A 14367-nucleotide genomic window follows, 5' to 3' on the forward strand; every position below is an offset into this window, starting at 1 on the left:
ATATTTAGAATTTCAAAGTGCAAAACTAAAAATGGTTGTGTTAATTGCATGGCATCATCAAGGTTAAAGAGGGTGGAAGAATCAGCAACGATGAAAGCTGCAAATACTGCCAACAAAATGAAAGAGGATGGTATTGATGTTATCAGTTTCACTTTAGGTGAACCTGATTTTGATACTCCTAAGCATATTTGTGACGCGGCAGCAGATGCAATGTACAGGGGGGAGACACACTATGCACCCGGAGCAGGAATCTCCGAACTGAAAAAAACTATTGCAAATAAGCTTTGCACAGAGAATAAACTGGATGCTAAGACTTCAGAAATTATCGTAACACCTGGTGCTAAACAGGCTATTTTTGAAGTCATGATGTCAGTTCTTGACGACAATGATGAAGCAATACTCTTTGATCCTGCATGGGTTTCATACGATCCTGCCATTAAATTTGCAGGTGCGAACACCAGATGGGTTCCAACTGACACTGAAAATGGTTTTAAGCCCATTGATCTTGAAGAGTACATCAATGAGAAAACAAAGCTCATTGTAGTCAACAGTCCCGGCAACCCAACAGGTGCTGTTTATGATAAGCAGACACTCAAAAATATAGCTGACATTGCCATTGACAATGACATCCTTGTACTTTCCGATGAAATATATGAGAAGATAATCTACGATCAGGAACATATCAGTATAGGTTCATTTGAAGGAATGCAGGACAGAACCATTACTGTTAACGGTTTCTCAAAAGCCTATGCAATGACAGGCTGGAGACTTGGTTATGTTCATGCGAGATCCGATGTTATCAAACCCATGCTAAAAATCCAGTCACATTCAGTAAGCAGTGCAACCAGTTTTGTACAGTACGGTGGCATTGCAGCGCTTGAAGGACCACAGGAACCTGTAGCTGAAATGGTTGAAAGGTTCAGGATGAGAAGAGATGTTCTTGTGGATGGCCTGAATGAAATTGGAATCAAGTGCCAGAAACCTGGCGGTGCTTTCTATGCATTTGCAGATGTCAGCGAGTACGGGGATGGAAATTCCATTGCTGAAAAACTCCTGCTGGACGCACATGTAGCAGTCACTCCGGGATCAGCTTTCGGAGAAAGTGGTAAGAACTTCATCAGAATTTCCTACGCCACATCAATAGAGAGAATACAGGAAGGTCTGGAAAGGATTAAGACAGCACTTGTCTGATCCTGTCCTTTTTTCAATTAATTTAGGATCTCCTCAAGATTGAGTGGGTAATTTAATATTCTGTTCATCCAATCCATATTGGATGGACGATAAACTCTTGATTCAAATGGCTCTGGGAATAACCCCTCCATGGTATGTGAAAGACATTGATCTTAATGTTTCTAAGAAAAGAATGGATATTTATCTAGATTTTACCAAGGGAACGAAGTTCCCTTGCCCAGTTTGCAACAAACTGTGTGATCTCCATGATACCAAAGAAAAAGTATGGAGACACCTTGATTTCTTCCATCATGAAACATACATTCATGCACGAGTTCCCCGAACAAAGTGTGATGGAGATGATGTAAAACTTGTTGAAGTTCCATGGACAAGACAAAATACTGGATTTACATTATTTTTCGAAGCACTAATCGTTGCAATGTCCAAAGAAATGAGTGTTTCTTCAATTGCTGAATTGATCAATATTCATGAAAATTCTGTATGGATAATTCTAGCTCATTATGTTGAAGAAGCCAGAGCAAAGATGGATCTCTCTGAGTTAGATACTATTGGAGTAGATGAAATATCTGTCAAAAAAGGTCACAGCTATGTGACCTTGTTCTATGATCTACATCAATCAAGAGTAATTCATATTGAAAATGGAAAGAAAAGAAGTGTTTTCAAGAACTTCAGGGAAGTTCTTTCCAGAAAAATAGACCCTGATAATATCAAGTATATTTCAATGGACATGTATCCTGCTTTTAGGGGTGGAGCAAGGGAATATTTCCCAAATGCTAAGATCGTTTACGATAAGTTCCATATTGTCAAAATGATGAATGATGCAATTGATAAGGTTCGAAGAAAGGAGTATCAAACAAATAAAGATCTGGGTAAAACGAGATTCATGTGGTTGAAAAATCCTGAAAATCTATCGGATAGGGAAATAGCTAAGATTCGATCAATCAAAGATTTGGATACTAAAACAGCAAAAGCTTACAGATTTAAGCTTGGACTTCAACGTCTGTGGGATATAAAAAATATAGAGGTAGCGAGGGAATATCTTGACAAATGGCATTATTGGGGAACACATAGCAACATCAAGGAAATTATCACATTGGCCAAGATGATTAAAAGAAATTCTCATGGGATATTGGAATCAATCAAACAAGGTATCAGCAACGGTGTTGTTGAAGGATTGAACAACAAAATTAAAACTGCTTTTAAGAGATCATATGGATTGAAGACTGAGAAGTGTAGGAATACAATGATATTCTTGATGGCGGGTAAACTTCGTTTACCCACACGATGTTAAAGAGAACCTTAATTTATTATTTGCATAATTACTGAAAGATGATTTGAGGAACGATTATTCCTGATATCTTTCGAGCACTTTTTTAACTATTTTCCCACTGCCGCATAAAAGACAGTTAAGCGATGTCTCAATTCTGACAACCTTGCAATCAAAACCTCTGGAACGAAGTTCCTTTTCAAGATGGCGGGCATCGAAACCCTGATCGTATCCAAGTGCAATAATATCCGGTTTGATTTGCATAATTGGATCAAAAATATCAGATTCACTACCTAGAAGAGCTTTATCCACTATTTTCAGAGAACTGACCATTTCCAGTCTTTGCTCATCCGGTATTATTGGTTTTGGTTTATGTCTTATCATGGACTCTCTGGCAACGATAACGTAAAGCTTGTCACCAAGTTTTTTTGCTTCGCTAAGATAATGGATATGGCCCGGATGAAGCAGATCGAATGTTCCTGTTGCAAGTACTTTTACCAAAACATCACCTGTATGCTGCCTCCTATAAACAATCATCTATTATAAAGATAGCTCAAGCTTTAGTTTTTAAAAAGATATTCAGCTAAAAATATAGCGATAATCTAAATTAATATTATATACAAACTTATATAGTATATACACATAATTTAATTGTCAAAATGTTACACAAGCAACGTCCTGTGCACCGGATAATTTATAAATTAAATACGAAAACATTTTAAATCAGTATGATTCCTCTGTTATGGAATAATATGGTGACTGCATGAGAATTTATAATAAAACAATAACGATTCTGGGAATTATTTTTATTTTCCTCTTTTTCCTCACTGCATCAGTCACCCATTATGTATTTTTAACGCATACTGAAGAAGTCGAAAGTAATGTTTTACAGGACAATGCTCTAAGAGTCCAGCGAGCTTTTGAAAATGAAGTAAAGCACATTGATAAGAATACTTACGATTGGGCTACATGGGATGATACGTATGAGTTTATACAGAATAGAAATAATGAATATATCAAATCCAACATTGATGATATCGAAACACTATTAACACTCGATATAAATTTCATGCTTTTCTACAACAAAGATGGAGAACTTGTTTATGGACTTGCCTGTGATCTTGAAAATGAAGAGGAAATTAACCTTTCACCAGAACTTCTTAGAGATATCGAAAATAATAGTGTACTCTTAAACCACACCTATATTGAATCATCTTATTCAGGAATCATTGAACTCTCAAATTCAACTCTCATAATTGCATCCAGGCCTATTACAAAAAGTGATTATGGAGGACCTATTCAAGGGACACTGATCACTGGACGTTTCCTTGACGAATCATTTATTGAACCAATGGAAGAGCAGACACTCCTTCCAATAGATTTCCAGAAACTTGACAGCAAAAACCTGCCGGCAGATTATGCAGCAGTAAAAGAACAGGTACTGGATGATGGGTACGTGACAATGATTGAAGAAAAAAATGGCTTTATTAATGCCTATTTCCTTGTAAATGACATAAATGGTGAACCTGCCCTCATATTCAAAACAAAAATGGAAAGAGTAATTTATAAAGAAGGTCTGGCAACAATATATACTACTTTTTACCTTTCACTTATTATATCAATAACATTTGCGTTTTTACTTCTTTCACTCCTAAATAAAAACTTGATTTCACGAATAACATCCCTTAAAAATGGAATTAAAGAAATAGACTTCAATGCTGACATAAAATCCCGTCTAAAAAAAGAAGGAAATGATGAGCTCTCCGAACTTGCAGACAATATTAATTCAATGCTGGATTCCCTGCAGGAAAAAAGTATAATATTCCAGTCAACAATTGAATCTGTATCCTATGGTCTCATTGCGTTTGATAGAAATGCAAAAGTCCTTTTCATGAATCCGGAATACAGGCACATATTTAATCTTCCGTCTTATATTGGACATGAAACTGACGGGGATACCATACTTAAAGAAATCCTGAATTTAGCTGAGAATCCTGAAGCTGTAGAAAACGAAGTCAATAGAAGGAAATATTCAACTGATTCTAACAGGACATTATTGAAACTCAGGGATGGAAGAACAATTCAGACATATTCAATTCCACTGGTAATTAATAATGAAATCTATGGCAGGATATATACCCATAATGATATTACGGAAATACTTCTTCATGAGAAGGAACTTAGGAATGAAATAAACAGAAGAGAAGATGCTGAAGAAAAGTTGAGGCTAAGCGAAGAGAAGTTCTCAAAAATAGCAACATCAGCCAATGATGCAATAATAATGCTCAACAACGAGGGTAAGACTATATTCTGGAATGAAGCAGCTACCCGGATGTTCGGATATTCAGAAAGTGAGATCATTGGTCAGGAAGTCCATAGCTTCATTGCCCCTGATAAATACATTGATGACTACAAAGAAAGCTTTAAGATCTTCACTAAAACCGGACATGGAGAAGTTGTTGGAAATACTATTGAGCTTGAGGGAAAACATAAGGATGGAACAGAGTTCCCGATTGAACTTTCCCTGTCTTCCATGCAGCTTTCAGACGGATCATGGAATGCAGTAGCAATTATTCGTGATGTTACTGAAAGAAAAAAAATCGATGAAATGGAACATGAAATTCTTGAAAGATTAACAACCATCATTAACAATATCAATAGCGGCATACTCCTTATAGATAAAGAGAACAAAACAATAGCAGATGTGAATCCTGTTGCTGCAAAAATGATAGGACTTCCCAAAGAGGAAATAATAGGCAATGTTTGCCATAAATTCGTTTGTAACGCACTCGAAAACCAGTGTCCTATAATTGATCTGCGTCAAAAAGTAGACAAATCGGAGAGAATACTTCTGGACAAAGACGGAAATGAAATACCTGTAATCAAATCCGTGGTTTCTGTAAAACTTAAAGGAAAAGAATACCTTGTTGAAAGTTTCTACGACATTTCAGGAAGGAAAAAAGTTGAAGAAGCACTTATTAATGCTAAAATTGCAGCAGAGGAATCTGACAGGTCTAAAAGCGAGTTTTTGACAAATATGAGCCATGAGCTTCGCACACCTCTAAATTCAATTATCGGATTTTCCGACATGCTACTGCATATTGGAGACCATGATTTTAACAGGAAACAGACAAGGTATCTTAACAACATATCCAACAGTGGAAAGCATTTACTTGAAGTTATCAATGATATTCTGGATATTTCCAAGATAGAAGCCGGCAGAATGGATCTTTCAATTGAAGAAACAAATGTTGTTGAGATCATGGATGAAATCATGAAAAATGTCTCTTCATTAGTAGAACAGAAAAACCTGACACTTGAATTTGAGATTGAAGATGATGTTACTATTATAGAAACGGACAAACTCAAATTCAAACAGATATTGTACAACCTGATAGGCAATGCAATTAAGTTCACAATGGAAGGTGGAAATATCAGGGTAACAGCAAAAAGAACTCTTAACATGATAGAAGTGGCGGTAACGGATACCGGCATTGGTATACCCGAAGCTGACCAGAAAGATTTGTTTGAACCTTTCAGACAGGTTGATTCTGCGCTAAGCAGAAACTACCAGGGTTCTGGCCTGGGACTTGCAATTGTCAAAAAATACCTTGAAATGCAGAAAGGTTCTATACGGGTTGAAAGTGAACCTGATTTAGGTTCATCATTCATATTTGAATTGCCTATCTATAACAATTCCTGAAATACAAAATAAAAAAGATAGTAAAAAAAGATATGAGATAACTTGTAATCACTCTTTTATCTTTCCAACAACCGGGAAATTATCCAGTGCATCTGTTTCATGAGGAGCTTCCAGATCAAGAGATTCAGTTAAATCTGTTCCTGCTTCATGCAAGCCCATGTGTTCTCCTGATTCCCAGAACTCACTTGCAGTCACATCATAAACCTGACCTGCATAAACAACATAAACTTTCTCATTATCAGTGCCATTGTATTTGGCTACTTCTTCAAGTGTAAATTCCTGCATATCCTCACCACTCTACAATCATCTTTCAAATTAATAGACTTTTGGGTATTTATTCCACTATCAAAGTAAAAATAAGATTGAAAGTACTTATTTGAAAAAACAGCCACCCTGCGTACCTGTCTTTTCAAAATACTGTTGATGATATTCCTCTGCCCTGTAAAACGGACCAGCAGGCAGTATCTGTGTTACTACAGGATTTTTGAAGCGATTTGATAGTTCCAGTTCATTTTTAGAGAAAATAGCTTTATTCTTCTGGTCTTCGTTATGATAGAATATAGCAGAACGGTACTGAGTCCCAACATCCGGGCCTTGCTTATTTAGACTTGTTGGATCATGCAGTTCCCAGAAAAGTTCCAGCAGCTTCTCATATGGAACTATAGTTGAATTGAAAAGAAGTTCCACAGCTTCAGCATGTCCCGTATTACCCATACAGACTTCTTTGTAAGTAGGATTTTCTTTGTTCCCGCCAGTGTAACCGACCTGTGTGAATTCAACACCCTGCACTTTTCTGAATACTGCTTCCACACCCCAGAAACAACCTGCTGCAAATGTTGCTTTTTCATAGCCCTTGCCAAGTAATTCCTCTTGAGATAGCATCCCATCACCTATGAAAAGGTGAGCATGCATAAGCCATAAATGTTTCTGTTAATGGGATTTTACAAGAACTTCGTCTTTAATATCCGAATAACATTTTTCAAAAAGGCTTTGTCCACCTTCAACTTCAAGTACTTCAAAGTCAAAGATTTCTGCAAACTCGTCGACTTTTTCATCAAAATTCTCGGTGTAAGTGAGTCCGGTCCTGACCTTTGCAACCCTTTTATACCCCGTGACCTCATTGACCTTTCTAAGCATCTTTATGGTTTTTTCAGGTTTCTCAGGATCAACTCTCATAATCTCACGCCATGCATGAGCAAACATTGGAGTAAAAAGAAACGTCCCATGCTCGCTGAACTTTTTAAGCGTCGCCAGATATTCCTGACAGCCTCCAAGGGTTGCACCAACACAATCGTCCACGGTGCGTGTTTCATCCCTGAGTATTCTCACAGGACATGTTCCTTCAAGGTGTGCATAATCTGATTCTATTTTATCAAACACATTACCGCATAAACCGTAGAACATCAGGATAGCATTTGAACATGTACTCAATTCATCTAATAATTTATAGATTTCAGCTTTGAGTATTTTGGGGAACTCATGGAGTGCAAGTTCAACCATATAGATCATTACTGTATACTGTTCAGGATTATTCCTGTAACTCTCCGTGTCAGAACGAATTTTTGCAGGTGAAATTATACGAAAATCAATACCTGATTTCCTAAGCTTAAAGACAAAATCGTCTTCCTGACCGTTACCAACTACAAGAATCTCATCCACGGAACTATCATTTTCAAGTATGTGCACGATCTCATCCTGAAGTATCTTGCACGACAGTATTGTCAGTAATGGCATATCACTATGTTTTCACTACTGGTTATTGACCCTTTTGCCTGTTTTCCATAAATGCAGATAAAAAGCCTATGAAAAATGGGGAGTGATTAAATATATCCCAGTGACAGAGCCATTTCCCTGATAAAAGCATAATCGCTGTTATTAGCTTCTACATATAAGGCATGCCCTTCGCGCACATCCATGAAATTCTGAAATGTCTCAGGAGATTTTTCATGCATTTCAAGGAAAGCATTCTTGATTTTCTCTTTGAGTGCAGGGTCCATATCTCCTCTCACTGAAATCGGATCTGTGGGAATAGAATCGGATTCCCAGATAATTATAATATTATTTTCTGAAGAGTTATCATCTTCGAAATAACGCTCATAGGTTGACGATGACACTGCACCGGAATTAATAATATTGCCTGACAGTACAGCATCTATAGTGTTATCGTGTCCCCCGGAAAACAATGTGTTCTTGAAATCTTCATCAGGGTTAACACCCTGTGATAACAGATATCCGCGAGGAATAAGATTACCTGAAGTAGAAGCAGGATTTACAAAAGCAAATGATATATTCTGAGAATTGTTTACCAGATAGTCAATACTAGTAATATCTGACTTTCTGTTAGTGATAATGTAGCTGTTGTAAGTTTCAAGATTACCATCGGCATTCCCACCAGCTACAATGATTTCAGAACCCGAACTCTCAGCTGAAATGACTGCAGAAAATGGACCAAAAAAGGCGATGTCCAGTTTTCCTGCTTCCATTGCATCTATAATAGCATAATAATCTGTACTTTTTATAGTTACTACATCCATTCCAAGTTCCGAACCAAGATATTCTTCTACAGCAGTAAACTGTTTGGTAACTTCCACAGGAGTGTCCCACAATATAAGTCCGATTCTTAGTTCATTCTGTGAACTCGGATCTTCAACAGGTTCCTGTTCTTCTACACATCCGGATAGGACTGTACTCAGAATTAATGCAATTATTAAAATATAGAATCTCTTTATATGGTTCTGAAAAACATTCATAGTTAAATTCATTCCTTTATTGGACGTAGGTACCTTGGCATTTCTTATTATAGCATCTGATTTTAACCTGGACAATGATGATGCATGATATTTAATAAATACATAAACTTATAAGATTTTATGCAAATTGACCATACCTATATATATTATCTTTCAAAAGATATAAATGATAATATAAAAGCAATAAATCCACACGGAATACCTATAAACAGTGAAAAATAAATAGTATCTTCCAGTGCCTGAGTAACAATTATAGTAACCAATAAGGAAATAACCAGACTTATAATCAGAGATTTTAGAACTTTCATTGTTATTAACTTGCTCTTTTATTGTTTTAAAAGATTCGATAGAAATAATACTAATTCAATATTATGACAGGTTGATATTATGAATTAATCATAACTCCATGAAGGTATAAAAATGAAAGATGAAAATGATTTAAGATGTGAAATCACTGTTAGGCACACAGATGAGAATGATATTCCTCTTATAATGAATCTTGTACGGTCCCTGGCTGATTTTGAAGACCTGAGTGATCACGTCCTTTCAACAGAAGAAACTCTTCATGAAGCCCTTTTCGGCGAAAGAGTATATGCAGAAGCCATAATAGCCGAAATTGACAGGAAACCTGCAGGTTTCATTATATTTTTCCATAACTTTTCCTCATTTACCGGTAAACCCGGACTCTATATTGAAGACATTTTCGTCTATCCTGAATATCGCAGCAAAGGTGTAGGTAAAGCACTTATGGTCCATTGCGGAAAAATTGCCAGGGAACGAAACTGTGGCAGACTGGAGTGGAGTGTACTTGACTGGAATCCCGCAAGAAAATTTTATGAACATATGGGCGGTGAACACCAGAAAGAGTGGCTTCTGTACAGGCTTGATGAAAGAGGTATAGACGAGCTTGCCGAAAGAAGATAGTATTCAGTGATAAAAAAAGTCAAACATAATAAAATCAGCAAAAATTAGAACAAAATAATAGTATAAAAAGATCATGTTCCTGGCATTTCAATATTATATTGTACAATGCCAGGTAGATCTAAAATAAACAGGATTAAGCATCTGTTGTTTCGTTGGTAGCTTCTTCGGTTGCAGCTTCTTCAGCAGCTTCCTCTGTTGCTTCTTCTTCGGTTGCTTCTTCCTCAGTTACATCTGCTTCCATGTCTTCTTCGGTTGCATTCTCAGCAACATCTGCTGCCATGTCATCTTCTGCAACTTCTTCAGTTACATTCTCGTTTACAGCATCTTCTGCTACTTCTTCTGCATTTTCTGCGTGTTCATCTGCTGCTTCTTCTGTTGTGTCTGCACAACCTGATACGGCTACAAGTCCGATCATCAGGAAAACCATAAGTATGCTTAAAAATTTCTTCATGTTACGTCTCCGATCACTACGAATCTATATATTCTATAGACGTCTACGGATAAACCATAAATTACTTAAGTTTTTCGATATGCAATGTTTCTTGATATCATATTTTTAAAGAAATAATATCCAGAGAAATTGCGATTCCTGAGAAAGTTAATCTGCATCAAATGATGATAAAATGAATATAAAAAGCATGTGGATAGACGGTTTAAAAGGTTTTGAAGATGCATACAGTGTGCATAAGGACGTTTTTGTAATTGAACAGGATGATGAAAAACTTGAGATGGATATGAATGACGATAAATCAATCCATCTAACACTTTATGATGAAGCAACTCCTGTGGCAACTGGAAGATTATTTGCCGATGGAGAAGGATTTCATATTGGGAGAATATCTGTCCTGAAAGAATAACGAAAGATGAAACTTGTCATCTGAAAATAAAAATGTAACAACAAAAAGAATCACAAGTAAAAGGTAACTCCTTTCACTCGATAAACACCATGGCGGCTATAACAGTTGTCCATTTGCCATCCTTATCACCGTATGCGGTCTGGCAATAATGTGTAGTGTCTATAATATGACCGCTTGCCTTGTAGACCTGTTCCCTTTCCTGCCATGCACAATCTGAATCGAATTCAATTCCAAGAGTGGTTGCAAGCATTGTTGCTGCAATATCTTCAGCATATTCACCGGCTATCTCTTCATTTTCCCCGAAAGAGTGATGTTCTGAAATATATCCGTAATTATTTTCATTTACAGGAACTGCAGTGCCAACAGCTGCTGCAATAAGTCTGTGAGGCTCTTTTGTTTCATTGCGTGCAAGAACGCAATGTACAATTTCCCCTGCAGGCAGGTCTTTAACTCCTTCTTCACGTGATACTAATTTACAGTTTGGAGGAAGTATGCTGGAAACGGTAACAAGATTATATTTCTGAATAAGTGCCTCACGCAGTGCCAATTCAAAAGATGCTAATTTATCTTTATGAACACCAACACCTTTAGTCAAAAAGCATTTTTTTGGAACCATTTCAATCATCGCATTATATATTATTCATCTGTGTTTACATTTACAGAAATTTATCGTTTTCGACATTTCTAAGTATAAACTGGAACTGATAACATCAATCCAAAAGCATACTTGAAATTGTATCTTTATATATGAAGATTATGAGTGCTTGAAAAACAATAATAGGAGATTTTTTCCTTCTAAAGTTGATTTGCAGGTGTAAGATATTAAAGGATGAACTCCTTAACAAAGCGCGGAGCAGACTAAAAATGGATATTTCCCGGCTGGTAGAAAAAATAAAATCATCAAGAAGATATGATGGGCAAATTACACACATAGAGGATGTACCAGCCAGAGAGCCATCTTACAAAGAACTGGAGATGAATCCACTTATAAGATATGCTTTGAACCAGAAAGGAATCCAGCAACTGTACGCACATCAGGCTGAAGCTGTTGAGAGGACAAGAAATAGGGAAAATATAGTTCTTTCCACAAGCACTGCCAGCGGAAAATCATTATGCTACATGCTCCCTGTTTTTGAAAGTCTGCTTAAAGAACCGCATGCAACTGCACTATACATATCACCCCTGAACGCTCTTGTAAACGATCAGCTTGATACTTTCAGGGAACTGAGTCAGACAATGACTTTGAACGTCAAAATTGACCGTTTTGTAGGCTCAATGACAAAAGCTGAAAAGGATGCCGTAAAGCATGGAAATACAAAAATCATATTTACAAATCCTGAAATGCTTCATTTGAGTTTCCTTCAATGGAAGCAACAGTGGAGACAGTTCCTTTCCAATCTTAATTATATCATCATTGATGAGAGTCATTCATACAGCGGTGTCATGGGAAGCCATATGGCAAACCTTCTCAGAAGACTGAATCGTATTTGTGATAACTATGGTGCCAAACCCCTTTACATCTGCTGCACGGCCACAATCGGAAATCCGGTTGAACACAGTTCCGCCCTTACAGGCAGGAAAATGACACTTATCGACAACGATAGTTCCGGCCAGGGTGCACAGAAATTTATGTTCTGGAACCCGCCCCTGTACTCACGTGCAAGAAATTTCACCCAGAGAAAAGCCAGCTTTGGGGAAACTGTAGACCTTTTTACAACTTTTGTGCAGAGTGATCTCCAGACAATTGTCTTTGCAAGGTCCAGGCAGAAAGTTGAAAGGATGTACGTGCAGGCAAGAAATACACTTGCAGAAAGAGGTGTGGATAAAACTATCAGCCCCTATCGTGGAGGTTACCACGGAAACGAACGCGAAGATATCGAAAAAGGACTTGCTTCCGGTGAAATAGAAGGAGTGATATCCACCAACGCCCTTGAACTTGGAATAGACATCGGTGGGCTGGATGCCTGTATAATGGATGGTTTTCCCGGGACTATTATGAGTGCCAGGCAGCAGGCAGGAAGAGCTGGACGTGGAAGCAGGGAAAGTATAGTTACCCTTGTAGCAGATTCCAATGCTCTTGACCAGTACTACATGAGAAATCCCGGGGATTTTTTCAGGCGTGATTGTGAGGAAGCTGTCATAAATGTTTCAAACCGCTACATCCAGGCAGGTCATCTGCTCTGTGCAGCAAGGGAACTGCCGCTAAAACCTGAAGACAAAGAATATTTCGGACCTGAATTTGATACTATTGTGCAGGTTCTTGAAGAAGAAGGCCTTCTGGAAGGAGAATTTGAGAAGCGTTCACGTGACCCGGCTCCACACATGAAAATATCCATAAGAAATATTGAAAATGACAGTTACACCATAATTGATAAGGCTACCAGAAAACCGCTTGAGAAAGATATCGAAAGGTTAAGAGCATACAGGGAAGCTTTTGAAGGTGCGGTCTATATCAATAAAGGTAAGCCCTATTGTGTCACAAAACTGGACCACGATAAAAAAGAGATTCATGTTGAACCGGCAAGTGATGGATATTACACAAGAGCCATGGTCGATTCAGATATTGTTGTCAGGGAAGTAGTTGAAACAAAAGACCTGCCCTCATGTCCTGAAGTGAAAGTTGGTTTTGGAGATGTTGATGTCACACAACAGGTAACAGGTTACAGGAAAATACAGCAGAGGTCAGATACTGAGCTTGGTCAGCATTCACTGGAAATGCCACAGTTCAGTCTTGAGACTGAAGCCATATGGCTTGAGCTGCCATATTCTTTTACAGCCCTTGTTAATGAACATGAACGTGACCTTGCAGGAGGGATCCATGCAATTGAGCATGCAATCATCGCAATGTACCCGTTACATCTTTTAGCTGACAGAAATGATGTTGGTGGAGTTTCAACACCATCACATCCTGATATCTCAGGCAACAGCGGTATTTTTGTGTATGACGGCCATCCCGGTGGCGTTGGTTATGCTGAAAGTGGTTATGGAAGGATCACTGAAATGCTTGAGGTCACACTGAAATCAATAGAAAGCTGTCCATGTTATGATGGATGTCCATCATGTATCCAGTCTCCTAAATGTGGAAACAACAATAATCCACTGGACAAGGATGCTGCAATAATGATCCTGAGGAAGATGCTCGGCAAACCAGCATATATCCCGCAGAAAAAGAAAGTAACAAGAAAGGTTGAAAGACCTGTGAAAGATGAAAGTTACGTACCTGTGCAGAGAGATCCGAAGGACAGGCCATTTGACCATACTGCAGCACTGAACAGGGCAAGGAGAAAACTCAGGCAGCGTGACCGTAAGAGTGCTGATGAGTGGATTAGGGAAGGCATCAAAGCCGGAAAAGAAAAAGATCATGAACTGGCTTTTGAATGCTTCTCAGCTGCCCTGCAACTTCAGCCTTCAAATGCAACAGCACTAATGAATAAAGGTATGACATGCCTGAGACTCGGACAGAACCAGATGGCATTAACTATTTTCAACAAACTCATAAGCCGGGGATATGGGAAAAGTGTTGTATGGAAGCACAAGGGAATAGCTCTTCACCGCCTTGGTGATTTTGTCGGTGCTGTAGAAATGTTCGATGAAGCTCTTAAAGAAAAACCTGATGATATAAAACTTCAGGAACTCAGACAAAAGTCCTATGAGAAGACCCTGAAATAGAAGTTC

At 37.9% G+C, this 14367-nt stretch carries 13 protein-coding genes; 6 read left to right on the plus strand and 7 right to left on the minus strand.

Annotated elements, in window-relative coordinates; genetic code table 11:
- Nucleotides 1-48: 48 nt before the first annotated feature.
- The gene (locus tag METTI_RS01355; protein WP_023844014.1) at nt 49-1191 is read left to right on the plus strand and encodes a pyridoxal phosphate-dependent aminotransferase; all 1143 of its coding nucleotides are present in this window, start codon (nt 49-51) and stop codon (nt 1189-1191) included.
- A gap of 82 nt (nt 1192-1273) precedes the next feature.
- On the plus strand, nt 1274-2482 hold the full coding sequence (locus METTI_RS01360; RefSeq protein WP_023844015.1) for an ISL3 family transposase: 1209 nt from the start codon (nt 1274-1276) through the stop codon (nt 2480-2482).
- Between the two features lie 54 nt (nt 2483-2536).
- On the opposite strand, the gene METTI_RS01365 is transcribed toward METTI_RS01360, so the two are convergent.
- Nucleotides 2537-2995 (minus strand): adenylyltransferase/cytidyltransferase family protein, encoded by a 459-nt coding sequence (locus METTI_RS01365; protein ID WP_023844016.1) that lies wholly within the window; start codon nt 2993-2995, stop codon nt 2537-2539.
- A gap of 226 nt (nt 2996-3221) precedes the next feature.
- Between METTI_RS01365 and METTI_RS14905 the strand changes: the two genes are divergently transcribed.
- A complete protein-coding gene (locus METTI_RS14905) occupies nt 3222-6161 on the plus strand; it encodes a PAS domain S-box protein (RefSeq protein ID WP_023844017.1) in 2940 nt (979 codons plus the stop codon).
- A 48-nt stretch (nt 6162-6209) separates the two neighbouring features.
- On the opposite strand, the gene METTI_RS01375 is transcribed toward METTI_RS14905, so the two are convergent.
- The 4 genes from METTI_RS01375 to METTI_RS01390 form a co-directional block, all read right to left on the minus strand.
- Nucleotides 6210-6446 carry a cytochrome b5 domain-containing protein gene (locus METTI_RS01375; RefSeq protein WP_023844018.1) on the minus strand — a complete coding sequence of 79 codons (237 nt, stop codon included), beginning with the start codon at nt 6444-6446 and terminating at the stop codon, nt 6210-6212.
- A gap of 87 nt (nt 6447-6533) precedes the next feature.
- Entirely contained in the window at nt 6534-7043 is a 510-nt protein-coding gene (gene msrA, locus METTI_RS01380) for a peptide-methionine (S)-S-oxide reductase MsrA (protein WP_048135007.1), read from the minus strand.
- A gap of 48 nt (nt 7044-7091) precedes the next feature.
- Nucleotides 7092-7895, minus strand: a complete 804-nt coding sequence (locus tag METTI_RS01385; protein ID WP_023844020.1) for a DUF1638 domain-containing protein — start codon at nt 7893-7895, stop codon at nt 7092-7094.
- Between the two features lie 86 nt (nt 7896-7981).
- Nucleotides 7982-8911 carry a phosphate/phosphite/phosphonate ABC transporter substrate-binding protein gene (locus METTI_RS01390; protein WP_023844021.1) on the minus strand — a complete coding sequence of 310 codons (930 nt, stop codon included), beginning with the start codon at nt 8909-8911 and terminating at the stop codon, nt 7982-7984.
- 420 nt (nt 8912-9331) lie between these two features.
- Here METTI_RS01390 and METTI_RS01395 point away from each other — a divergent pair, with 420 nt between their 5' ends.
- Entirely contained in the window at nt 9332-9835 is a 504-nt protein-coding gene (locus tag METTI_RS01395) for a GNAT family N-acetyltransferase (protein ID WP_023844022.1), read from the plus strand.
- Nucleotides 9836-9968: 133 nt separating this feature from the next.
- On the opposite strand, the gene METTI_RS01400 is transcribed toward METTI_RS01395, so the two are convergent.
- The gene (locus METTI_RS01400; protein WP_023844023.1) at nt 9969-10286 is read right to left on the minus strand and encodes a hypothetical protein; all 318 of its coding nucleotides are present in this window, start codon (nt 10284-10286) and stop codon (nt 9969-9971) included.
- A 172-nt stretch (nt 10287-10458) separates the two neighbouring features.
- Here METTI_RS01400 and METTI_RS01405 point away from each other — a divergent pair, with 172 nt between their 5' ends.
- Entirely contained in the window at nt 10459-10692 is a 234-nt protein-coding gene (locus METTI_RS01405; protein ID WP_023844024.1) for a GNAT family N-acetyltransferase, read from the plus strand.
- A gap of 73 nt (nt 10693-10765) precedes the next feature.
- Here METTI_RS01405 and METTI_RS01410 read toward each other — a convergent pair whose 3' ends face one another.
- Nucleotides 10766-11308 (minus strand): pyruvoyl-dependent arginine decarboxylase, encoded by a 543-nt coding sequence (locus METTI_RS01410; protein ID WP_048135660.1) that lies wholly within the window; start codon nt 11306-11308, stop codon nt 10766-10768.
- 248 nt (nt 11309-11556) lie between these two features.
- Here METTI_RS01410 and METTI_RS01415 point away from each other — a divergent pair, with 248 nt between their 5' ends.
- On the plus strand, nt 11557-14361 hold the full coding sequence (locus METTI_RS01415; protein ID WP_023844026.1) for a DEAD/DEAH box helicase: 2805 nt from the start codon (nt 11557-11559) through the stop codon (nt 14359-14361).
- The last annotated feature ends 6 nt before the right edge of the window (nt 14362-14367 follow it).

Origin of the sequence: Methanolobus tindarius DSM 2278, assembly GCF_000504205.1 — an archaeon.
Taxonomy (GTDB): domain Archaea; phylum Halobacteriota; class Methanosarcinia; order Methanosarcinales; family Methanosarcinaceae; genus Methanolobus; species Methanolobus tindarius.